General features: G+C 40.5%; 17 protein-coding genes. 15 read left to right on the top strand and 2 right to left on the bottom strand.

Annotated features, from left to right (window positions below):
- Positions 1-4: 4 nt before the first annotated feature.
- Entirely contained in the window at positions 5-853 is an 849-nt protein-coding gene (folP, locus tag CTY47_RS05360) for a dihydropteroate synthase (RefSeq protein WP_099463746.1), read from the bottom strand.
- A 92-nt stretch (positions 854-945) separates the two neighbouring features.
- Between folP and CTY47_RS05355 the strand changes: the two genes are divergently transcribed.
- The 3 genes from CTY47_RS05355 (at position 946) to CTY47_RS05345 (ending at position 6,001) form a co-directional block, all read left to right on the top strand.
- Positions 946-2,229, top strand: a complete 1,284-nt coding sequence (locus CTY47_RS05355; RefSeq protein WP_099463745.1) for a UDP-N-acetylmuramoyl-tripeptide--D-alanyl-D-alanine ligase — start codon at positions 946-948, stop codon at positions 2,227-2,229.
- Between the two features lie 212 nt (positions 2,230-2,441).
- Positions 2,442-3,152: a UMP kinase gene (pyrH, locus tag CTY47_RS05350; protein ID WP_099463744.1), complete on the top strand. Its 711-nt coding sequence runs from the start codon at positions 2,442-2,444 to the stop codon at positions 3,150-3,152.
- A gap of 131 nt (positions 3,153-3,283) precedes the next feature.
- The gene (locus tag CTY47_RS05345; RefSeq protein ID WP_099463743.1) at positions 3,284-6,001 is read left to right on the top strand and encodes a hybrid sensor histidine kinase/response regulator transcription factor; all 2,718 of its coding nucleotides are present in this window, start codon (positions 3,284-3,286) and stop codon (positions 5,999-6,001) included.
- A gap of 119 nt (positions 6,002-6,120) precedes the next feature.
- Here the strand turns inward: CTY47_RS05345 and CTY47_RS05340 are convergent, their stop codons facing one another.
- On the bottom strand, positions 6,121-6,981 hold the full coding sequence (locus CTY47_RS05340; RefSeq protein ID WP_099463742.1) for a DUF6261 family protein: 861 nt from the start codon (positions 6,979-6,981) through the stop codon (positions 6,121-6,123).
- Between the two features lie 226 nt (positions 6,982-7,207).
- On the opposite strand from CTY47_RS05340, the gene CTY47_RS05335 reads away from it, so the two are divergent.
- The 12 genes from CTY47_RS05335 to CTY47_RS05285 all read left to right on the top strand — a co-directional run bounded on the left by CTY47_RS05335 (position 7,208) and on the right by CTY47_RS05285 (position 25,385).
- Positions 7,208-10,369, top strand: a complete 3,162-nt coding sequence (locus CTY47_RS05335; RefSeq protein ID WP_099464091.1) for a SusC/RagA family TonB-linked outer membrane protein — start codon at positions 7,208-7,210, stop codon at positions 10,367-10,369.
- 21 nt (positions 10,370-10,390) lie between these two features.
- Entirely contained in the window at positions 10,391-12,112 is a 1,722-nt protein-coding gene (locus tag CTY47_RS05330) for a RagB/SusD family nutrient uptake outer membrane protein (protein WP_099463741.1), read from the top strand.
- 119 nt (positions 12,113-12,231) lie between these two features.
- Positions 12,232-13,839, top strand: a complete 1,608-nt coding sequence (locus tag CTY47_RS05325) for a DUF4980 domain-containing protein (protein WP_394340707.1) — start codon at positions 12,232-12,234, stop codon at positions 13,837-13,839.
- Positions 13,840-13,864: 25 nt separating this feature from the next.
- Positions 13,865-15,448: a glycoside hydrolase family 32 protein gene (locus CTY47_RS05320; RefSeq protein WP_099463739.1), complete on the top strand. Its 1,584-nt coding sequence runs from the start codon at positions 13,865-13,867 to the stop codon at positions 15,446-15,448.
- 16 nt (positions 15,449-15,464) lie between these two features.
- On the top strand, positions 15,465-16,334 hold the full coding sequence (locus CTY47_RS05315) for a carbohydrate kinase family protein (RefSeq protein ID WP_099463738.1): 870 nt from the start codon (positions 15,465-15,467) through the stop codon (positions 16,332-16,334).
- Between the two features lie 5 nt (positions 16,335-16,339).
- A complete protein-coding gene (locus CTY47_RS05310) occupies positions 16,340-17,500 on the top strand; it encodes an MFS transporter (RefSeq protein WP_099464090.1) in 1,161 nt (386 codons plus the stop codon).
- Between the two features lie 232 nt (positions 17,501-17,732).
- Positions 17,733-18,908: a 6-bladed beta-propeller gene (locus CTY47_RS05305; RefSeq protein WP_099463737.1), complete on the top strand. Its 1,176-nt coding sequence runs from the start codon at positions 17,733-17,735 to the stop codon at positions 18,906-18,908.
- Positions 18,909-19,192: 284 nt separating this feature from the next.
- Positions 19,193-20,419 carry a hypothetical protein gene (locus CTY47_RS05300; RefSeq protein ID WP_099463736.1) on the top strand — a complete coding sequence of 409 codons (1,227 nt, stop codon included), beginning with the start codon at positions 19,193-19,195 and terminating at the stop codon, positions 20,417-20,419.
- Positions 20,416-21,966 carry a glycosyltransferase family 2 protein gene (locus CTY47_RS05295; RefSeq protein WP_099463735.1) on the top strand — a complete coding sequence of 517 codons (1,551 nt, stop codon included), beginning with the start codon at positions 20,416-20,418 and terminating at the stop codon, positions 21,964-21,966. Before CTY47_RS05300 ends, CTY47_RS05295 begins: the two co-directional genes overlap by 4 nt.
- A gap of 75 nt (positions 21,967-22,041) precedes the next feature.
- Positions 22,042-22,284 carry a class I lanthipeptide gene (locus CTY47_RS16760; protein WP_143813340.1) on the top strand — a complete coding sequence of 81 codons (243 nt, stop codon included), beginning with the start codon at positions 22,042-22,044 and terminating at the stop codon, positions 22,282-22,284.
- Between the two features lie 166 nt (positions 22,285-22,450).
- Positions 22,451-24,226 (top strand): S41 family peptidase, encoded by a 1,776-nt coding sequence (locus tag CTY47_RS05290; RefSeq protein WP_233202091.1) that lies wholly within the window; start codon positions 22,451-22,453, stop codon positions 24,224-24,226.
- On the top strand, positions 24,195-25,385 hold the full coding sequence (locus tag CTY47_RS05285) for a lanthionine synthetase C family protein (RefSeq protein WP_099463734.1): 1,191 nt from the start codon (positions 24,195-24,197) through the stop codon (positions 25,383-25,385). The genes CTY47_RS05290 and CTY47_RS05285 overlap by 32 nt, the downstream gene beginning before the upstream one ends.

Below are 25,385 nucleotides of genomic sequence, written 5' to 3'. Positions count from 1 at the left end.
TCGTTTACAGTTGACAATTGACAGTTAGTTTCTCTGTAATTCTGACAGCTTCTACTGCGGCTCTTACATCATGCACACGTAGAATATCAGCGCCGTTGAGCAAAGCAAATGTATTTAAAACAGTTGTCCCGTTCAAACTTTCGGTTGGCGTTCCGCCCAGATATTTATAAATCATGCTTTTACGCGAAATACCAACTAGTAACGGTAATCCGAATAATCCGAATTCTTTCAAATTGCTCATTAGTTCATAGTTCTGGTCCACTGTTTTACTGAAACCAAAACCGGGATCCAGTATAATATCGTTAGCTCCCATCAAGTGCAGGCGTTTCACCTTTTCTGCAAAATATTGTATGATTTCGCTCATCATGTTTGTGTAGTTTGTATGCTGTTGCATGGTTTTGGGTGTGCCTCGCATGTGCATCATGATATAAGGAACACGCAAATCGGCAACGGTTTCAAACATGTTTGGGTCTAATTCGCCGGCTGATATATCATTTATAATAGCCACCCCGTATCGTTCTATGCAACGGCGTGCAATATCTGCGCGGAACGTATCTACCGAAATAATAACATCCGGGTACTGTTTGTTCAATATTTCCAGAGCCATTTGCAGTCTTTTCATCTCTTCTTCGGAAGAAACGTCTATTGCATCCGGACGGGATGAATATCCTCCTATGTCAATTATCGTTCCACCTTCTTCCAGGATTGTTTGTATGCGCTTTTCTATCTCAGCTTCCGATTGTTTCCGGCTTCCGGCATAAAAAGAATCGGGTGTGATATTCAATATCCCCATGACTATAGGCTTTTCCAGGGGAATGAGAGTGCCTTTAATATTGAGCGTTTTATAATTCATCTTTATAATCAGTAACAAACAATTTCCTACAAAAGTACGGAAATAATATAATATGCGTTACTTTTGCTATCCAATAAAATGCTAATAATGCTATGAATATTTCAGAACTATACGAATTGTTTTTACATAATCCGAAGATTACGACTGATAGTCGTAATTGCCCCAGAGGATCATTGTTCTTTGCTTTAAAAGGCGACAAGTTTGACGGGAACCAATATGCGGCGAAAGCTTTGGATTCCGGTTGTTCGTATGCTGTAATAGATAATCCGGCCTATGTTACCGGCGAGCGTACTATATTGGTGAATGATGTGTTAGTCACTCTTCAACAGTTGGCTCATCGTCACCGTAAAATTTTAGGTATTCCTGTTATTGGAATTACGGGAACAAATGGTAAGACAACGACAAAAGAGATACTGGCAGCAGTTCTTTCTACAAAATATAACTTACTTTATACGGAAGGAAACCTGAATAACCATATCGGTGTTCCTCTTACTCTGTTACGTTTGAATCATGATCATGAAATGGCCGTGATAGAGATGGGAGCCAGCCATCCGGGAGATATAAAAGAACTGGTTAATATCGTTCAGCCGAATTACGGAATTATTACAAATGTTGGACGGGCACATTTGGAAGGTTTTGGTTCTTTTGAAGGTGTGGTCAAGACAAAAGGAGAGCTTTACGATTATATGCGTGCCAGCAAAGGGAAAATATTCATCAAAAAAGAAAACGCCGATTTACAGGCTATAGCCAAAGGTATTGAACAGATTACTTATGGCGAAAGTGAAGAAGCATTTGCTTCGGGACATGTGGTTAGCTGCAACCCTTTGTTAGTATTTGACTGGAAGCAACAAGGTAAGATACATACGGTAGAGACTCACTTGATAGGTGCTTATAATATAGACAATGTTTTGGCTGCAGTTGCAGTAGGACGTTATTTTAAGATTCCGGCTGAGCGTATTAGCCGTGCTATTGCTAGCTATGAACCGACAAATAATCGTTCGCAATTGAAAGAAACCGGGCATAACAAACTGATTATCGATGCTTATAATGCCAACCCAAGCAGTATGAAGGTGGCTTTGGAAAATTTTGCTTCTATGCCGGTATGCCCGAAAGCGGTTATACTTGGTGATATGAAGGAGTTAGGACCGTCTAGTGATGAACTGCATACGGAAATAGTAGAATTAGTAAAAGCTGCTAAGTTTGATAAAGTATATCTTTGTGGTGATCATTTTGCAAAAGTTGGAAAAGAGTTTTCTCCTTTTGTGGAAACTGAAGAGCTAATAACAAGCCTCCGGGAGCAACCTTTGAAAGGATACCACATACTGATTAAAGGGTCGCATGGAATGGCTTTGGAAAAAACGATAGAGTTTCTATAACATAAATAGCAACCCTCGCTTTCCGCTGAAAGACGGGCTGCTATTTTAAGTTAGGAATAAAGTTTTGGTGATATTTTTATCTTAAAAAAACAGGAAGATTACCAAACTTGTTTCACGACAAAAATAATATCGGAATATTACAAAATGATTTCATTTTTTGTACAGTCTTGTTAAATGTCTACTTTTGTTCAATTATTTTAAAATCAATAGATATGGCTCAATACAAACGAATTCTTTTAAAATTAAGCGGAGAATCGCTGATGGGTGGTAAGCAATATGGCATAGACGAAGTCCGGTTGAATGAATATGCTTCTCAAATTAAAGAGATTGCTGAAATGGGTGTACAAATAGGTATCGTTATAGGCGGTGGAAATATTTTCCGTGGTTTGAGTGGTGCATCTAAAGGATTTGACAGGGTAAAAGGCGACCAGATGGGTATGTTGGCAACCGTAATCAACAGCCTGGCACTTAGTTCGGCTCTGGTTGCACAAGGAGTGAAGGCAAAGGTGCTTACTGCTATCCGTATGGAGCCGATTGGCGAATTTTATAATAAATGGCGTGCTATTGAATTGCTGGAACAAGGCAATGTAGTTATCATGTCGGGCGGTACAGGAAATCCGTTCTTTACTACAGATACAGGTTCTTCTCTGCGGGGGATTGAAATAGAGGCGGATGTCATGCTGAAAGGAACCCGGGTGGATGGTATTTACACCGCTGATCCGGAAAAAGACCCTACGGCAACAAAGTTCTCTGAAATTACGTATGATGAAATTTATACCCGTGGATTAAAGGTTATGGATCTGACCGCTACTACCATGTGCAAAGAAAATAACCTGCCTATTATCGTATTCGATATGGATACAAATGGTAATCTGAGAAAAGTAATGAGCGGGGATAATATAGGTACGCTGGTACACAATTAGTGTTTTTACTAAGTCATCCCGATGATTTTGTAAAATGCCGGGATGATTTAGCACTCTTCTTTAAACTGCCTGGCGGCAGTATCTGGAAATGTCAATTCTGTAAATCTTTTCAACTTTGTCTGCTGATAGTTATGAAGCAATTGTTTAAACTTTTTCTTTCCATTACTGTACTGGCATCTTGCTTATTCTCGTGTACCACTTCCGAGAAGAATGATAAAAAGTTCGTAATTGGTCTTTCACAGTGCATGCTGGACGATGCGTGGCGTCAAGCCATGCTGAAAGAGATGGAAATAGAGGCATCCAACTACGATAATCTGGAAATTATGATCAAAGATGCACATAGCGACAACAGCACCCAGATACGCCAGATCAGAGAATTGATAAACGAGAAGGTGGATGTGTTAATCATCTCCCCATTCCAGTCGCAGCCCATCACCGAAGCGGCCGAGGAGGCTTACCGTGCCGGAATCCCCACGATTATAACAGACCGGAAAGTAAACACAGACCTTTATACCGCCTTTGTGGGTGCAGACAACTACGAAATAGGCTACGAGGCCGGAAAATATGCTTCCAGATACCTGCCTCCCAAAGCAACAATCCTGGAGATATGGGGATTGGCAAGCTCGTCGCCTGCGCAAGAACGCCATCAGGGATTTATAGATGCTCTGGTTAAACGCTCCGATCTTTACTTCCGTAAAGTGGAGGGAGAATGGGTCTATGATACTGCCAGAGTACGCCTGGCTTCATTGGAATGGCCTTTCAACGTTGATTTTGTATATTCTCACAACGACATGATGGCCATTGCCGCCCGCGAATATTTTTTGGAAAAAGATTCCGTATTAGGGGACAGCCTGCCTATTATTGGAGTGGATGCCGTACCCGGGGCCGGTTTGGAAGCCGTTGCCGACGGACGCATCAATGCCTCTTTTTTATATCCTACAGGCGGCGAGCAGGTGCTCCGTACCGCTGTGAAAATATTGAACGGCGAGCCGGTGGATAAATTTATCCCTCTGCAAACGGGCGAGATCGACAAGTCCGCTGCCCGTTCCATGCTGATTCAGGCATCACGCCTGCTGAACTACCAGAGACGTATCGAGCTGCAGCGCGGCAATATAGAATCCTTGCTCAATCGTTTCCAATTTCTGCAAGGCTCGCTCTGGATCATCACAACACTGATGATAGGCTTCGTTCTCCTTTCTTTTTACGTCTTTTCCATTAACCGGAAGATGAAAAGGAAGAACCGGGAGCTGCGCGAAATAAACCGTAAAGAAGAAGAACAACGCCGGAAACTCATCTCCCTTAATGCCGAGATCAAGGAGGTGACTGCCCAGAAGCTACAATTCTTTACCAACGTTTCGCACGAAGTACGTACTCCCCTCACGCTGATACTGGGCCCGCTGGACCGCCTGATGGGGTTGATGCACGACTCTCCCTACCTGCCCGATCTGCAATTGATACAGAAAAATGCGAACCGGCTGTATCGCGTAATCAATCAGATATTGGACTTCCGCAAGATAGAAAACAAGCAGGAGAAATTGAAGATACGGCAGACCGAGATTGTTTCGTTTGCCAGCGAAGTAAAGTCATATTTCGATAGCATGGCCGTAGTACGCCATATTACCTACACTTTTGCCTCGGGCGTGAAGTCGCAGGAGATATGGATCGATCCGGACAAGATAGAGAAGGTTTTGATGAACCTTCTTTCGAACGCCTTTAAATTCACCCCCGATGGTGGGAGCATAGCCGTTGAAGTGGCCGATGCGGGAGAGTGCATACAAATTAGTGTGAAAGATACCGGACAGGGCATCTCTGCCGAGAAAATCCCTTATTTGTACGACCGTTTTTATACCGAGAATGCTACGGAGGGAACTGGCATCGGGCTTCATTTGGTCAAGGAATATATGTTGATGCACAATGGAGACATCAGGGTGGACAGCCTGCCCGGAAAAGGAACAACGTTTATCGTCAACCTGTATAAGGAGAAAAAGCATTTTGTTGATGCCGACGTAACCGAAGTGCCGCAAATGGCTTGCGACGCTGCTATGCTCGACAATACCGGCGAGAAGGAAATGCTTTCCCGGAAATATCCTTACACCATTCTGGTGGTGGAAGACGACAACGAAGTGTGCACCTTCTTGAAAGAAGGGCTGAGCGAGAATTTTAGTGTGGTAACCGCTTCCAACGGCGTGGAAGCTCTTCATGTTTTGCAACATGAAGATATTGCCATATCCTTTGTTCTTAGCGACGTGATGATGCCCGGCATGAATGGTTTCGACCTGTGCCGCACCATCAAAACTACCCTTTCGTGCAGTCACCTTCCGGTGATGCTGCTTACGGCGCTGTCTGACGAACGGCAGCAGAAGCACGGAATTTCGGGTGGAGCCGACGATTATATACAGAAACCTTTCAATATGGATTTTGTCAAGCTCAAAATCATCCGTGTGCTGGAAGAGCGTGAGCGTTTGCGCGAACAACTCCTCCGGAAGCTGGAAAACGGCAATCTGCTGCTCGACAAACCGGACAAACCCGAAAGCATGGACGATGCGTTTATGCACCGTTTTGTAGAGCGTATCGAAGAGGGCTATCCCGATCCTGATTACAATGTGGAAAAACTGAGCGATATGCTTGGCTTGTCGCGCGGACACCTCTACCGCAAGATAAAGGAGCTTACCGGAACCACACCGGTGGACTTCCTGCGCAATTACCGTCTTTCGAAGGCCGCTGCGCTGCTTCGCGAACGGAGATACACGGTGAGCGAGATAACGTATCGCACCGGATTTTCGTCGCCGGCCTATTTTACCAAGTGCTTTAAGGCTGTGTACGATGTAACGCCTACCGAATTTGTGTAGGGAAAGTCCGCCGATACTGCGGCTAGGTCGTTGTAGTGCTCTGCCCACTATAATACGCTCGTATTATAGTGGGCAGAGCACTTTGTTGGGTATAATACGCTCGTATTATAGTGAGCAGATCACTTTGTTGAGCATAATACGCTCGTATTATTGTCGTCAGACTGGTTTGTCGATTGTGAAACGCTCGTTCTGCTTTCGGCAGAGGCCGGATTGTTGGTGGCAGGCTCTGCTTTGGACTCTGTATTCCGTGTTTGGGCAGCCTGCTCATGAGCCAGATCGTTTTGAAGCGAATCTACTTGCCCGTTAAAGCTCTGTACAAGTATGGATAGTTTGTCGGAGGGATGCATCACCGTGAGAGCGTCTATCGTACGCGTTATGTTTTGATATACGACGGCGGCTTTGGGACGCAAATCCCGGCTATTTATCTTGCCCACATAATCCAAATGCTCCAGGGTCTCGTCGATGGCATATCTCGATTCCTGCTTGTAGCGTTCGTTCTGTTGTCTGAAAAGTTCAATGGCAGGGGCAAGATGCAGGGTTTGGATGGCATCGGCCAGTTCCGGTTTGTCGAGGTCGCGGCACAGGCTATCTATTAATGCTGTCTGTTCGTCGCGCGACTTGATGCGTAATCTGCGGTAAGCGCGTGTAATCACATATAGCTGCCGGGCGGCTTCGGCTTCGGCTTCAAGAGGGCTGAAACGGTAAGCGGTAACAACCTGCAGAATGAACCCCGAAGTGCGGTCGCGTTGTTCGTCAGCTTTCAGGGTTTGTACAGTGGCATTCATTTTCCGGCGGCGCCCCAATTGGCGGGTCAGCAGCCCGGTCAGGGTTTGCAGTTCTGCGGCGTCGTTTGCCAGTTGAGGCCATTTTTGTACGGCATCGGGCAGGAGCAGGCTTACTATATTCTGATAGAAATTGCAAAGTGTGCCTAAACGGGGACGGGTCAGGGAGACGGAGCGTATGGCGGATATGTTTTTCATAAAGCGGAGACGTGTTTTATGTTAATGGAAGCAAAGGTAGTACTTTTGGCCGGATATCAAATTTGTATTATTACTGTAACAAATGTAGCATTCTGCGTCCGATGTTACATTTGTAATATATCCTGGTTGTTTTGTTATCAACTCCGTATAAATGGCGCGTCTATATTTGCCGCATATCAATTTTTTGGATCTAGTTATTATTGTTGAACTATTAAATTTAATCTTTATGAAGAGATTGCCGCTTGCAAAGTGGTGCTTCTGGGTTGCCCTGCTATTTATTACGCAATCCATGTACGCACAGCAGATTTCGGTAAAAGGTACAGTTATTTCGGGAACAGACAACTTCCCTATAATTGGTGCTTCTGTAGTTGAAAAAGGAACTACAAACGGAACCATCACCGATTTGGATGGAAACTTTACTCTCTCAGTGCCCCAAGGGGCAACAATTCAGATCAGCTATGTAGGTTTCATTACACAAGACATGGCTGTAACGTCAAACAAAGCGCTCAACATTATTCTAAAAGAAAACGTACAGGCATTGTCTGATGTGGTAGTTACCGGATATTCTTCCCAGAAGAAAGCCGATTTGACCGGTGCCGTATCCGTTGTGAAAATGGACGATATCAAAGATATCAACAGCAGTAATGCTATCAAGTCTTTGCAGGGACGCGTACCCGGTCTTAGTATAAAGAATACCGGTCAGCCTAACGGCGACGTAGATGTTAAGATTCGTGGAGTCTCTACTTTGGGAAACAGCAAACCTCTATATATTATAGACGGTATTCCCAGCACCCGCTCGATGAATGAAATTGCTACTTCCGACATCGAATCTATTCAGGTTTTGAAAGATGCTTCTGCTGCCACTATCTACGGATCGCGTGCTGCCAACGGTGTTATTATCGTAACAACCAAGAAAGGCAAAGCTGGTGGTACACATGTAGACTTCCGTGCTTCCGTAACGGCTCAGCAATGGCAACGTTCGGTTGATTTGTTGAATGCCGAAGAATACGGTTTGGTTAATTTCCGTGCAGGTGTTAACGACGGTTCTATCCTGAACACAACAACCTTGAGCAACGGACAACCTAACACAGGTATGAACAAATATACATATATGTATGACGTTGCCTGGAATAACGGTATTCCTACTTTGAATAACATTATTATGCCCGAATTCCTTGACGTAGCCGGCACTCCGGTGATGCGTGCAGGCGACACGGACTGGGTGAAGGAAATCAGCCGCACAGGTTTGATGCAGAACTATAACGTAACTGTTACTTCAGGTACCGACAAAGGACGTGCTTTGTTCTCCGTAGATTATTATGGCAACAACGGTACGGTGAAAGGTACTTACTTCGACCGTGTAACTGCCCGTATCAATAGCGACTATAAACTGATTAACGATCGCGTTACTATCGGCGAGAACCTGTCTTTGTCTAAAACACGCAGTTCTGTTATCAGCGACCGTACTTTGCAGGAAGGTGCAAAGAATATCCAGTCTATCGTTCCTATCCATTCACTGGACGGCGGTTGGGGTGGTCCTGCCAGCAACATGAGTGACCGTCAGAATCCGGTTCGCCTGATTGAAGATAACAAACAGAACCATGAAGATGTATTCCGCATCTTCGGCGACGTTAACTTGACAGTAGATATTTTGAAGGGGCTTACTTTCCGTTCTAAATTCGGTATCGACTATACCGGTTGGTGGAAGCGCGATATGCAGAAGACATATCAGTCCGGTTTCATGTCTGACAAGACTGCGCGTTTGAATACATATGCAAATTATGGCGGTAACTGGATTTTGAGTAACACGTTGCAATATAAATTAGACTTGGGCAAGAGTAACTTCGATATCCTGGTTGGTCAGGAAATGTTGAAATACAGACTGGAAGATATGAGTGCCGGCCGCGACGGTTTCTTGCTGGAAAATGAAGATTATATGTACTTGTCTGTTGGCGATGGTAACTTGCGTAATGGCGGCGGCGCTACGGCTTATGCTCTTTCTTCTTTCTTCGGAAAGATCAACTATAGCTTCGATAATAAGTATTTGGCTTCTGTAACTGTTCGTCGTGACGGTTCTTCACGATTCGGTGCTAATAACCGTTGGGGTACTTTCCCTGCATTCTCTTTAGGATGGCGTGTTAGCGAAGAAGGTTTCTTTGAAGGTGCAAAGAATGTTGTTTCAGACTTGAAACTTCGTTACGGTTGGGGTATGACAGGTAATCAGGAAATAGACAACTATGCTTCATACGGTTTGTACCAGGCCCGTTACTTTACAGACCCTGCTTTCAATCGCGATCAGGGTACGGCTTACGATATCACAGGTGCAGGACAGGGAGAACTTCCTTCAGGTTTTGTGCGTACACAATTGCAGAATCCTGATTTGAAATGGGAAGCTACCACACAGAATAATGCCGGTATCGATTTCGGCTTGTTCAACCAGATGTTCACCGGTTCTGTAGACTACTTCTTTAAGAAAACAAACGACATCCTCGTTAAGCCTCCTTATATTGCAACAATTGGCTTCGGTGGAGACCGTTGGGTGAACGGGGCTAGTATGGAGAACAGCGGTTTTGAATTCTTGCTTACTTTCAATAAGAAAATTGGTGAGGTAGAACTGAATATTTCCGGTAACATCGCCAGCTATCGTAACAAGATTACAAAATTACCGGAAGACGTAATCAATTCTTATGCCGGTAACGGTAACGACCAGACAATTCTGGGACGTCCCTGGAAATCTTTGTTCGGTTATGTAGCCGACGGTATTTTCCAGAATCAGGAAGAAGTAGATGCTCACGTAGGCCAGCCGGGTAAAGGTGTGGGACGTATCCGCTACAAAAACCTGAATGGCGATAATGTGATCAACGACGAAGACCGTACATGGTTAGGCGTAGAAGATCCGGACTTCCTGTATGGCTTGAACCTGAGTGCAACCTGGAGAAACTTCGACGTTTCAATGTTCTGGAACGGACAGGTAGGTTCTCATGCAAATGTAAATAGCATTAAGGCGTTTACCGACTTCTACGGTTTCTTTGGCGGACAAAACTATGGCGCCCGTTTGCTGGACGCTTGGAGCCCTACGAATCCTAACTCTACGATTCCTGCTGTTTCGGCAAACAATGTAAATGATGAAGGCCGTTTCTCTACATACTTCATCGAAAATACTTCTTTCTTGAAGCTGGCTAACTTCGAGATTGGTTATACTTTGCCGAAGGCTTGGCTGCAGGCAGCACGTATGCAGAATGCACGTATTTATGTATCCGGACAGAACTTGTTGACAGTTAAGAAGGGCTGGGGCGATAACGCCTTTACGGGTGTAGACCCTGAAACACCAGATTTCGCATATCCGGTTCCGCGTGCTTTCACTTTGGGTGTTAATGTTTCATTTTAAAACTAATTAGCGAATACAATTATGAAGACTTTTAAATATATGACATTGGCAGCTGCCTTGCTGCTTCCTATGACAGCTTGCGACTCTTTCCTGGATGTCAATCCGCAGGGAGTTGCCAGCACGGACGACCTGAATACCGTGGAAAATATAGAAAAAATGGTCATTGCAGCTTACTCTGCACTGGGTAACGACAACTTTAGCGACGGTATGCATGCATACTGGCCTTATGGCGATTTGCGTGCAGGGGATGCTTATAAAGGAGGTGCCGGTACTGGTGATATGGGCGACTTCCATCTTTTTGAAACGTTTGTTTATCTGCGTGACGATAATGGCTATCTGGATAAGAAATGGTATAATGAATATGTCTGTATAGCCCGTACTAATGACGCATTGTCTCGTATCAATGCGATGGATGCAACTGTGTTCCCGCTGAAGACTACACGCGAAGCCGAAGTGCGTTTCTTGCGTGCACACTTCTATTTCGACCTGAAGATATTATTCAAACAGATGCCTTGGATCGACGAGAACGATAAGACTGAGGATTATATCAATATCTCCAACGTTGAATATACCGACAAGCAACTTTGGGATATGATTATTGCCGAATTCCGCTTTGCTGCCGAAAATCTGCCGGAAAAACAAGCGGAGATCGGACGTATTAATAAGAGCATTGCCCAGGCTTATCTGGCAAAAGCGCTCTTGTATGCAGCATACGAACAGGACGAAAAGAATAATGTCGTTAATATAGACAAAACAAAGTTGCAGGAGGTAGTAACTCTTTGCCAGGGATTGTCGGGCAAATATTCTTTAACTTCCGATTTTGCTGAAAACTTCCTTTGTGAAACTGAAAACGGACGCGAATCTGTATTTGCCGTACAATTCTCAACCGGCGACGGAACACTATACGGCCGTTTGGATTGGGGTGCAATGTTGAATTATCCGATGAATCCTGAATATGGATGCTGTGGTTTCCACTCCCCTTCCCAGAATATGGTGAACGCATTCCAGACAGACGATAATGGCCTTCCTTTGTTTGATACTTATAACAACAACGACTTGAAGAATGCCGAAGATTTGTTGAAATACAACATTGACCCGCGTTTGAATCATACGGTAGCTATTCCGGGTGCTCCTTATAAGTATAACCCCGAGTTTATCTTTGAAGCAAGTTGGACCCGTGATCCGAATACATACGGAAACTTCATGTCTATGAAAGAAGTTGTGTTGCCTGATTGTCCTTGTTTTGCTTTCTCATTACCGTTTATGTCAAGCTCTAAGAACCGCGATATTATTCGTTACGACGATGTTCTTTTGTGGGAAGCTGAAGCTTTGATCGAATTAGGCCGTCAAAACGAGGCATTACCTATTATAAACTCTCTTCGTGAAAGAGCAGCTAAGAGTACGGCACGCTTGGTGGATGTTCAGGGCGATCCTACGGGAAAGTTCAAGATTGCCACCTATCAGCCCGGCGTAAATTGTCCGGCATGGACGCAAGACTTTGCACGTAAAGCATTACGTTGGGAACGACGCTTGGAATTGTCTCAGGAAGGTTCGCGTTTCTTTGACCTGGTTCGTTGGGGTATTGCTGACAAAGAAGTAAACAGTTACTTTGCTACAGAAAAAACACGCCGTACCTATATGGGTGAAGCGAAGTTCACAAAGAACAAGGATGAGTATTTCCCAATTCCGAAGAATCAGATTAACTTTAGCAAGAAATTGTATAAACAAAACTACGGTTGGTAAACAAAGTTTGTGATAAGCAGGCTTTTGATAGTCTGCTTATCTTTTATTTATAATATCTCTTTAATTCTAAATACGTATAACGCATGAATTACAGTAAATTGTTGACTTTAACAGGTGCCATGTTAACCCTGTCCTGCATAGTGAGTGCAGAAGATATCAAGATGAAAATTACTAAGAAATATTTGAATCTTCCTGTCTCCCAGAAGGTAGACCGCGCCGTAATGACATTAAGCGCAGATGGTAAAGAGCAGGCTTTTGATATACGCCTGGCACCCGCCAACCCGGACTATTGGGTGTTCTGCGATGTCTCTCAATATAAAAATAAGAATATCGTTATCTCCTATAAAGGTGATAATGCCGGAATGGATAAGATATATCAGGCCGATGAAGTTGCCGGACACGAAAATATGTACAAAGAAGAAAACCGTCCTTTAGTACATTACACGCAACGCAGAGGCTGGAATAATGACCCGAACGGTCTGCTTTATTATGATGGCGAATATCATTTGTTCTATCAGCATAACCCGTATGAACGTGAATGGGGTAATATGCATTGGGGACACGCGGTAAGTAAAGACCTTATTCATTGGGAAGAACTTCCGGTAGCTCTGTATCCGGACGAACACGGAACGATGTTCTCTGGTTCTGCTGTGATAGACTACAATAATACGGCAGGTTTTAATAAAGGTAATACACCGGCTATGGTAGCTATCTATACTGCCGATCAACCGCAGAAACAGGTGCAGTGTATCGCTTATAGCCTGGATAAAGGACGTACGTGGACGAAATATAAAGGAAATCCGGTGATAGACTCGTTTGACAAGTGGCAATCACGGGATACCCGCGACCCGAAAGTATTTTGGTACGCACCGGGTAACAATTGGGTTATGATCCTGAATGAACGCGATGGGCACTCAATTTATAATTCGTCTAACTTGAAAGATTGGACGTTCCAGAGTCATGTGACCGGTTTCTGGGAATGCCCTGAACTGTTTGAACTGGCAGTGGATGGCAATCCTGACAATAAAAAATGGGTAATGTACGGAGCTTCGGGAACCTATATGATCGGTTCTTTTGACGGAAAGACTTTTACACCGGAAGCCGGCAAATATTATTTCACTTCAGGTGCTATCTATGCAGCGCAAACATTTACTAATATACCTGAAAGCGACGGACGCCGCATACAGATTGGTTGGAGTAACATAGACCATGCAGGCATGCCGTTCAAAGGTACAATGACGCTGCCTACTTCTTTATCTTTACGTACCACTAAAGATGGTGTCAGATTATTCAGCGAGCCTGTAAAAGAGGTGGAAATGCTACAAACGAAAGCGTTTGACAGAAAAGACCTGACAGTTCAGCAAGCAAGCGAGATGTTGCAGCCGTATAACAATGCCGGAGCTCTCCGTATACGTACCACATTGAAGTTGTCTCATGCAACCAGTGCAGGCCTGAACCTGTTTGGACAACGTTTATTAGATTATGATATGAACTTTAATCGCGTAAACGGGGTATTCTATTCCCCTGAAGACAGAACAAGCATGGAAATCACTGTTGATATTATTCTGGACAAGACAATGGTGGAAGTCTATGTAGATGGCGGTGCCTACGCTTATTACATGGAACGTAAAGCTGATCCGAACAATAAGGAAGGATTCCATTTCTGGGGTCATAATATTGAAGTGAAGAACCTCGAGGTTTATACGCTTCAGTCCATTTGGAAATAACAACAATCTGATAAAACACAAACAAATGAAAGGTTTATTACATTGTGCACTGGCTGCCGTTATCGGATTTACAGCCTGTACGGGAAACAAAACAAATAAAAATACTGAAACAGCGGAGGTAACTTCGCTGTTTCAGGAAAAATACCGTCCGCAAATTCATTTTTCACCGGCGGAACATTGGATGAACGACCCGAATGGAATGGTGTATTATGAGGGAGAATATCATCTCTTTTACCAGCATTATCCCGAGAAGTCTGTTTGGGGACCTATGCACTGGGGACATGCGGTAAGTAAAGATTTGGTACACTGGGAACATTTGCCTATTGCCTTGTATCCGGATAGCCTTGGATATATTTTCTCGGGAAGTGCAGTGGTAGACTGGAATAATACATCCGGTTTCGGAACAAAAGAGAATCCTCCGCTGGTAGCTTTCTTTACTTATCATAATCCGGATATAGAACAAGCCAAAGAAATTGAAGTCGAATCTCAGGCTATTGCTTATAGTACGGATAAGGGTCGTACGTGGACGAAATATGATAAAAATCCGGTGATTAAGAATCCGGGTATTCGTGATTTCCGCGATCCGAAAGTAATCTGGCATGAAGCGAGCAAACGGTGGATTGTAGCTTTGGCTTCGGGACAAGAGATACGTTTCTATTCTTCTCCGGATTGTAAAGACTGGACTTACCTGAGTAATTTTGGCAAAGGATACGGCTGTCATGACGGAGTGTGGGAATGTCCGGATTTGATTCCTTTGAAAGTAAAAGGATCGGATGAGACTAAATGGGTTTTGATTGTAAATATTAATCCGGGTGGTCCGGCCGGCGGTTCTGCCACACAATATTTTGTAGGAGATTTTGATGGTAAAACATTTACCAGCGACCAGAAAAAGACATTTTGGATGGATCACGGACGCGATAATTATGCAGGAGTGACTTGGTCTGATGCACCGGATGGTCGCCAAATTCTGATAGGTTGGATGAATAACTGGCAGTATGCAGGTGATAAACCGTGTGTTAAATGGAGTGGCGCAGCTACTTTGCCCCGCGAATTAGGTTTGGTCAAAGATGGGCCGGTTTATTTATTGACTTCGGAGCCGGTAAAAGAAATAAGTACTTTGTATGGTGAATCCGTAGACCTGAAAGATATTAATGTCAGTAAATCGGAAGTACTGTCTGATAAGTTCGATTTTGCAAAAGCTCCGGTTGAGCTTAAACTGACTTTTAACCAGGAAAATAATACCCGGTTGGGTTTTGCTTCCCGTTATGGTGTACGATTGAAGAATGGAAAAGGCGAATATATAACCATAGGATACGAAAATGTAGACAAATTGTTTTATGTAGATCGAACGAATGCAGTAGGAGAGGTTTTTTCAGATAAGTTTGCCTCTATCCATTCGACACCTTATATTGTTAATACGCCGACTGTAGAATGGACATTGTTGATAGATGTAGCTTCCGTGGAATTTTTTACGGCAGAAGGCCGTATTGCCATAACGGATGTGTTTTATCCGTCCGAACCATTTGATACGATAGAAGTCTTTACGGAAAATGGAGATATACAAATAACAGAAGCTAAAATTACAGAGTTACACTCAATTTGGAAATAGATATAAATTTATACTCATGAAAAAGAATAAACCAGTAGTGGCAGGCATTGGCGAACTCCTGTGGGATGTGCTTCCCACAGGAAAAAGGGCTGGCGGTGCTCCTATTAATTTCGTGTATCATGCTACCCAGTTAGGAGCGGAAGGATATGCTATCAGTGCAGTAGGCAATGATGTTTTTGGTACGGAAATTTTACAGGAACTGGATAAGAACCATATCAGTTATTATATCAGCACAGTAGAATATCCTACAGGTAGTGTTATGGTGGAGTTGAAAGACGGAATACCTTCTTATACTATTATAGAGGGGGTAGCCTGGGATCATATACCACTTACACAAGATGCGATCGATTTGATGAAGAGAACTGATGCCGTATGCTTCGGAACTTTGGCACAACGCGCTCCTGAATCGAGGGAGACTCTTCGTACATTACTGAGCTATATACCGGAAGATTCTTTGCGTTTTTTTGATATAAACATCCGCCAGTCTTATTATTCCAAAGAGCTTATAGACTCATTGCTTGAACAAGCTAATGTGTTTAAAATAAATGATGAGGAACTGGAATTGCTCCGTTCAATGTTCAGCTTGGAAGGTTCGGTTGATGATGTTTGCAACTGGTTTATGGAAGCTTATTCTCTGAAGTATCTTATTTTAACTGCCGGTGCCGATTTCAGCACGATATACTCTACGGGAGAAAAATCTACGATTCCTACCCCTAAAGTAAAGGTTGCAGATACTGTTGGAGCCGGCGATTCTTTTTCCGGTGCATTTGTTTATTCCATATTAACAGGCAAGTCTCTGCGTGAAGCTCACCAAAAAGCTGTTGAGACAGCTGCGTTTGTTTGTACACAGGAGGGGGCATGGCCTCCATATCCAAATAAAGAATAATGAGTATGAAAGAAAAAGGAATGTCGTGGAAGTTGATCCCGGTGATGCTTACGTTCTTCACTATGGGATTTGTTGATTTGGTAGGAATCGCTTCCAATTATATAAAAGCGGATTTGAACTTGACAGACTCGGAAGCAAATATTTTCCCGTCTTTAGTGTTTTTCTGGTTCTTGATCTTTTCTGTTCCAACAGGAATGTTGATGAATAAGATCGGGCGAAAAAAGACTGTGCTGTTAAGTTTGGTTGTAACTTTTCTTTCGTTGCTGATTCCTATTTTCAGTGATACATATATGGTAATGCTTGTTTCCTTCTCTTTGTTGGGTATAGGAAATGCATTGATGCAAACATCACTGAATCCATTACTTTCAAATATAGTCAATGGAGATAAACTGGCAAGTTCTCTTACTTTCGGACAGTTTATAAAAGCAATTGCATCGTTCCTGGCGCCTTATATTGCTATGTGGGGGGCAACAATGGCTATACCTTCTTTCGGCTTGGGATGGAGAGTGTTGTTTCCTATTTATATGGTAATAGCAGTGGTTGCTGTTTTCTTATTGGGGGCAACTTCTATCTATGAAACAAAAGAAGAAGGAAAACCTTCTACATTCGGAGAATGTCTGGCATTGCTGGGTAAGCCGTTTATTTTGCTATGCTTTATTGGTATTATGTGTCATGTGGGTATTGATGTAGGTACAAATACTACAGCCCCGAAGATTTTGATGGAACGTCTGGGTATGACTTTGGCTGATGCAGGTTTTGCTACCAGTTTATATTTTATTTGCCGTACGGCCGGATGTTTTTCGGGTGCGTTTATTATGCGGAAAATATCTCCTAAGTCATTTTTTATTTTCAGTGTGGTACTGATGCTGATAGCTATGGTTGGTTTATTCTTGTTCCATTCATTGTCTATTATATATATATGTATAGGCTTGATCGGCTTTGGAAATTCGAATGTCTTTTCCATTATATTCTCCCAGGCTTTACTTTATATGCCGAATAAACAGAATGAAGTTTCAGGACTTATGATTATGGGATTATTCGGAGGAACAATATTCCCGTTATTGATGGGAATTGCTTCAGACATGATGGCCTCACAGACAGGAGCCGTGGCTATTTTGAGTATTGGAGTTATTTATCTGCTCTATTTATGGAGAAAGCTGAATTAAGATAACTATTTCTTTGCCCTTTGTCATAGAGGGGCAACCCCTTTATAAAATGATCCCGATGTTTTTTTAAAATCATCGGGATCATTTTATTAAATCACCTCGATGATTTCAAACCGTTTTTTTAATCATTTTATTTGATAAACAGTATATTTGTATAATATGGTTATAAGATGAACACGAAAACACTAATAAGTTGTTGCCATGTGAAAAAGTAAACAAAAATATTACTGTCATGAAAAGACCATTTACAATTGTAGCAATAATTCTGTTTGTTATGTCAGGGTGCAGAGAGAACAAACAATCAACAAATGAACTCGTCATAGTTGATGTTACAAAGAATTATCCTGAAAAGGAACTGATATTACAGGATTTTATGGATGTGGAATACATCCCGCTGGAAACAAATGATGAGTTTGTTACCCAGGGTAAAGTAATGGCCGTTGGTGCAGAAGTTATATTAATAACAAACTGGGCCAACGATGGGAATTTGTTTGTTTTTGACAGAAAAACCGGCAAAGGCTTGAAGAAGATAAACAGGAAGGGGCAAGGTGGCGAAGAATATGTGGGTATTACTGAGATTGTCCTGGATGAAGCAAACAAGGAAATATTTGTTATAGCCTACACCGGAAGTAAAATCTCAGTATATGATCTAGACGGAAATTTTAAAAGGAGTTTCAAAGCCACAGGTACGGATTCTCATATAAATACATTTAATTACGACCGGGAAAATTTGATTTCTTATGTACCGGATAATAGTCTGGAAAACCCGTCAAACATCATACATCCGTATTATTTAATCTTTTCCAAGCAGGATGGAAGTATCACCCGGAAAATATCAATTCCTTTTGATGAAATTAAAAGCCCGGTCGCAAGAGACGGGGAGGCTTGGGTTGTTCCAGTACCAACTGCTGTATACCAAATAATTCCGGATCATGTCAGTTGGGTACTTATGGAGACATCATCCGATACCATATACCACTATTTGCCGGATGCTAATGCGACAATCCCCCTTATCGTAAGAACCCCCTCCATACACACCATGGATTCTCCTGAAGTATTTCTTATGCCAAGCGTTTTTACCGACCGTTATTATTTCATGAGCCTGTTGAAAGCGGAATTTAATTTTGAAATAGGGAGAGGGTTTCCATCTTCCGGATTGATGTACGATAAGCCGGAAAATTCTTTATTCATACCTAAAATATACAATGGTGATTATACCAGCAAAAGAGAAGTGGATATGACATCGAGACCTTTAGATCAGGAATTCGTAATCGGACAGTCATTACAAGCCCACGAACTTGTCGAGGCCTACGGGAAAGGACAACTGAAAGGCAAACTGAAAGAAATTGCAGCCGGATTGAATGAAGAATCCAATCCGGTGATTATGTTGGCTAAGTATAAGAAATAAACATAAATAGGGGCGATCAAAATATAATATTCTGAATGTATAAATAAAATTGAATGGAAACCTTAACATCAAAAAAGAACTAAAGCAAATAAAAATAGCGATGTAAGCAACTTATGTAATATATCAGAGGACGACAATACTATAGTTATATCTGTTGAATGACTGCTACTAATTGGTTTTTAATTTAATGACATTTTAATGACATTTTCTTAATAGGCTTGTTTAAGACATTTTAATCCATTAGTTTTGGAAAAATAAATAATTTAACCTTAGATGTCTCATATATGCCTATAAACTGCTCTTCAATATTATATATAGGAACACAGGAAGGACTGGATACTTATTCAAGAGAAATATCCGGCTATCTGGTTAAGTTGTTATCTGCCCATTATCAACTTCATCTGTTGGGAGACCTGTTTTCTGAACAAAGCTATGAACAGGGACAATCTTATGATCTAATTATCATTCAAAATTCGCTTAGCCTTATACGCTATAGAAAACAGCTTAAGCGGTTGGGTAAATCTCCTGTATTGTTTATTGCTACAACGAACCGTTTAGATAGCTACATTGCCCCGTTTAAGAATTTGTATGGAGTATTGAGTATGAGTGATGCAGCCTTGCCGGATTTTGGTATACCGGAAGAAATGATGCTTCATTTTAATTATCCGGTGAAGAAAATGGCTAATTACTACTTTTACGAACAACAACCGAAGTATTGCCGGATTGTTTATTGTCCAACCGGAAATACAATCAAGGAAAGTGACCTTAAATTATTGACTTTTCTGCATAAAACGAATGCCCTGCTAACTATCGTTTCGGATGAATATCGATGTTTAAAGAACGCATTGCCTTCTTTTGTCATTGTCGCACCTAGCTCTTACAAGCTTTCCATCTATAGGAGAGCGCATTTGGTGGTAGCCTCAGGTATTGATGCAGTGCGTGCGATGGCACTTTGTAAACCCTGTGTTATTTTAGGAGATTACGGCCTGGGAGGAATGGTGACGCCTGCCAACTATGACCACTTGCAATCCGTATCTTTTAGAGGACGGAAAGGTGGCTGTTTCAAGGAAATGGTTCCTTTGGATTTGCTGGAAGTGGAAATTCGGAAGTATTTTACATCTGATTCCCTGAAATCTGTTTTTGAGGTCCAAAAAAAGATATTTGCGGATTATGGTAAAATTATTATTGATAAAAAAATATTGGAAGAAACAGAGCGGATAATCAGTTTGTCTGCATCGATAAACAAACGCAGTGAAAGGTATTCGTTAAAGCCCCGCTTATCCTCTTTGTTTGCTTTGGAAGAATCGGACGGAAAACAAAATCTGATGCGTGGGTTCGGGTGTTTTGGCGAGATAGATATAGAAATGACCAACCTGCTTAAACAATGTGACGGAACTTTGTCTGTACAGGGATTAGCCGAACGAAACGGATATAATAAAGAGGAAACCGGAATACTTTGGTCTAATCTGTATGAGTTGTGGAAAGAGAAACTAATTCTTTTTGCCTTATGAAACAGTTGCAGGATTTTGATTTAAGCATCGTAATACCACTTTGTGGTTGGTTTGATGGATTTAAACGGGTATTCTCGTCTGAATCGAACTACTATGAACGAAACGGTATTGAAGTAGTAGTGGTGATCAATGAGCCTAGCGAAAAGGAAAAAATCTTGGATTATATCCGTACTTATCCCTTCATTAATTGGAAGATAGTAGTCAATACACAATATCATTCGCAACAGAACCCGGCAAAAGCATTTAACACCGGTATCCGGCAGGCAACAAAACAATATGTTTTAATAATGAATCCGGAACTGGAATTTTATACGGATATGATCTATCAGTTACGAGAAAAGTTAGATTCTTATCCGGAACATTATGCTATTTGTCAAGTTCGGTATATGGATAAACTGCTTCCTTATGAAAATATCATGGCTAAAAAAGAATATTTCGAAAAGGTAGGCGGATATAGTGAACATTATACCGAATGGGAAGAAGAAAACAACAATATATGCAGACGCTTGGAATTGGCAGGCATTCATCGGCTGCTATTCCCAGAAATAGAACTGAGCCTAAGAGAAAATTCCTCTCAACAAACAGTTTCAAAAAATAAACAACAGGCACGAATCCCTAATGAGTTATTATCGGAAATGCTTTTGCCTGTAGATATAAAAATAAATAAGTCTTTTAAAATAACTGATTATGATACGGTAATATATGACTGGAAAGAGCATCCTTATGCCAAACAGCAATGTAGGGATTATCTTTCGACCTTAAAGCAATTTGATCTACTGTCAGATGATATATTTGAAAAGTCATATCCTTTGATTGCATTAATCCCTACATACAACGAATCCGAACGCATAACTGATTGTTTGCGTAGTGTAGAGAAATATTGTGACGGTATCATTTTGCTGGACGATGAAAGTACGGACGATACCTACCGGATAGCCCAATCGGATAAACTATTAATCAAAGCGAAAAAAGCGCGTACCGAATTTAATGACAAACAAAACCGCAATATCCTGTTGGACATAGCCTCGTTCTTTAAAGCGGAATGGTTCATTTTCATAGATGCAGACGAGCGGTTTGATGATCGGTTTGTGGATTTGCGGGAAGTGATGAAAAGAGACGATGTAGACGCAGTCGGGGTTTGGATTGCAAATTTATGGGATAGTATGGAAACGTATCGGACAAATATGTTAGATTCTCATCCATTATCTCAAAATGGATTATGGTTTAGATGGAGAATGTTTAGAAATAAGGGGCATATGCAAATACTAAGTGAGAATAAATTGCATTTTGATTCTGTACCTTATTTGGAGAATAGGCACATTAGTCAAACACTTCTTTTGCATACGGGATATTTGACATTAAATAAAAGAAACCAAAAATTCTCATTTTATATGAATGAAGATAAACAAAATAAGCCTTATTACAATGACATTCTATTTAAAACCATCAAAATACAAGATTTAAATACTCTAGCTTCTTTAAAACATGAAAAAGACAGCTGTTTAAAAAAAAATAATCATCAAAAAAGTCATCTTTATCTTAAATAGCTTAAGAACAACAGAATATACCTATGAAATATTTTTAGTACAATTAGTTTTCTTGTTAAATTAAATTAAAGTGAAATGAAAACGTTACGATTAAAAAAAGAAGTGATTGCGAAGCTTCAAAATGACGAAATGCGTCGAGTTCAAGGTGGGACAGGTTGTACCACTTCGGCAACATGTGGCCATGAACAATCTGTTGCTTCATGTCTTTGTCAAGTCACTGCAGGTGACTGTGATATGCCGACAATCGGGCATGATGATGGGCCAAACTGTGTGAGTAAATCCGATTGGGGATGGTGTTGGTGCTATGGCAGAGGTTAACCCTAAAAAGTAATTATGATTACTTTTGGTGATTAAATATTTTGTTGTATTTTCTTTTGTCTAAACTCGATAAAAAGAAAATACAACAAATATAGAATATTGAGAAAGAATCAATTAGGCTATCTCGTGAATTTAATGTATGCGAATAGATGGTAATGCTAATATTATGATGAAAATAAAATTCAAAAAAAGGTATTTCTTTTACTCTATCTGTGCTTTATTGATAATTATTCTTCACGCACCTATAGAGGGATGTATTAGAATGTATAAGATTCACTATAAATTTAGTGCTACAATTGATCTAACACGCGATTCGATATTTAGAGAATTTAAAACACAAAAGCCATACTTTCCGGAGGAATTTAATGAGCAAGCCCGCTTGTTCTATTTATGTAAAGTATGGGGATTTGTGAAATACCATGGAGAAAACCCTTTACTCCATTCTGTTATCGACAGTTTATTGATAGTAGCTATACCACATGCAATTAGTTCTACAAATAAAAAAGAGTTTTCAACAATACTGAAAATGTTTATTTCTCCTGCATTGGATTATCCATCTACCAGGGAAAAAACATACACAAATATTAATGATTATGTATTGTTTGATAACCTATGGATGAATGATACACTCTGTTTGTACGATAAAATTAAAGCAGACTTAAATACTATTTGGATAAAGCATACCGGTAAAAATAATTTTGCATTCAATAAGAAGAGTACTGGAAATATTCGTTTAATGAATGAAGTTAATTATCCAGAATTTCCTGATGAGAAAAAACGCCTGTTAGGCCTGTTCAGGTACTGGAATCTCATTAATTATTTCTACGTTTATAAGAATCATATGGATGAAAATTGGGATAAAGTTTTATATGAATCCATTCCTGATTTTAAGAATGCAGATACCCGAAAGAAATACCATCAAGCAATTTATCGATTGACCAATCGATTACGGGATACTCATGCTTCATACCCACCAACAATAGACAAAGTAGTTTTTGGCCCATACAGACCTAATTTTAGATTAATGCTTATTGACAATACATACATTATTAGTAAAATTAGGTTACCACACTATGACAAAGATAATTTCAAAGTGGGAGATATCGTAATAGAAATAGATGGTCAGGATATTCATACTTTAAGCGATAGCTTAGGGCAATATGTTTGTGGAGGAAACTATTGGTCAAATCAATCATTTCTGTGCAATGCTATTTTATCACGAAGAGATTCTTCTACACTTTTTACTCTTGTAAGGAACAAAGACACATTATTTGTAAAATCAAAAAATTATCAAGTATATGAAATGTTTCAAGCTGAAAGAAAAAAAGAAAGGGAAAATGAAAAAAAGCAATTATATAAGTGGATAAACGATAGTATTGCCTATTGGGATTTGCGTTCGGTGACTGCGGATAATTATAATAGAAACTATAAATCTATCCAATCGGCTTCTGTAATTATTTTGGATTTAAGATGTTATCCATGTACAGATTTGATATTATATTTAACCAATTCGTTTGTCCCGCCAAACTCATTCTTCGCATACGGAACCTATCCGGATGCACGTTTCCCCGGTATGATCAGATATCAGAAAACCACTTCTGAAAGTATAGGTAACAAAGATTATTACAAAGGGAAAGTAATTGTTCTGATAAATGAATGGACAGAAAGCTATTCGGAATATACGACAATGGCCTTGCAAGTAAATCCCAAAACAATAACCGTAGGTAATTCTTCATCAGGTTCAGACGGTAATATTACTACTTTTGAATTTCCAGGAGGGGTTAAGACTATTTATTCGGGAATAGGCATTTATTATCCGGATTTTACCTCAACTCAACGGACAGGAGTGAAAATTAACCACACTGTAGAGCCAACCATAAAAAGTATAAAACAAGGTATAGATGTAGCCTATGAAAAAGCTGTGGAAATTGCCAAACAATGATCTTAAAAAGCGAGTGGAAATTAAGTTGAGAGATATTGTCGAATATTTAGTTAATATCGAAAACAAAGACAAATATCCACCTTGTTTAATGTCAGGAAATATGGGTATTGCGATATTTTTATTTTACTATGCTAGGTATACACAAAATGAGTATTATGCAGAGCAGGCAATGTTTTTTTTAGAATCATCTATTAATACTATCAATGGAAACTTTAACCCTTCTTTCTGTAATGGCATAAGTGGAATTTGCTGGGGCATACAACATTTAATTGCTAATCAATTTCTTGAGAATGATAGTACAGATATACTAAAATCTTTTGATACTAATTTATCTACCCATGTTATAACCTATGCTTCATTAAATTATTTTGACTACCTGCATGGAGCTATAGGAATAGCCATATATTTATTAAAAAAAATCAACAGTAATAATATTAGAGCATGTGAAAATAAAATAATAGATATTTTATCTAGTTCGAAAATTAACATCAACAATAAAGGTTGTTATTGGGAATCTAAAATTGGTGAGAAAATCAATATAAGCCTATCTCATGGTTTGGCAAGTATATGTATTTTTCTAGCAAAAGCATATCAATTAAATATTAACTCATCGAAAACAAAAGACTTATTAAATAAGAGCATTACATTTCTTTTATCACAAGAAATACAAATTCCCAATAGAATATCAATCTTTCCAAGTTTTTCATTATATGAAGACCATTACCATTCTAGTCGATTGGGATGGTGCTATGGAGATTTGGGTATTGCTTTAGCTTTGTGGCATTATGCAAACATCTTTAAGGATAGCAATATAAAACAAAAAGCAATTGAAATATTTTTATTTTCTGCATTGAGAAAGAATTTACATTCAACTGCGGTTATTGATGGAAGTATATGCCATGGATCTGCTGGTATTGCCTTGATTTTTAAAAAAATGTATTATTATACTCAAAGAGAAGAGTTTCGAGAAGCATCTACCTATTGGTTGTCTCAAACATTAAAAATGTCGAAATATGAAGATGGTATTGTTGGTTATAAATCAAATGGAGAAAAAAACTCAATTGATTTTTTAAATGGAATCACAGGTATAGGTATGGTTTTATTATCATTCCTAACAAATGAAAATAGTATTTGGGATGAGTGTCTTTTATTAAGTTAA

The organism is Parabacteroides provencensis (assembly GCF_900232875.1).
In the GTDB taxonomy this organism is placed as follows: domain Bacteria; phylum Bacteroidota; class Bacteroidia; order Bacteroidales; family Tannerellaceae; genus Parabacteroides; species Parabacteroides chinchillae.
The sequence above is the reverse complement of the archived record's forward strand: the minus strand, read 5'-3'. Positions and strand labels throughout refer to the sequence as shown.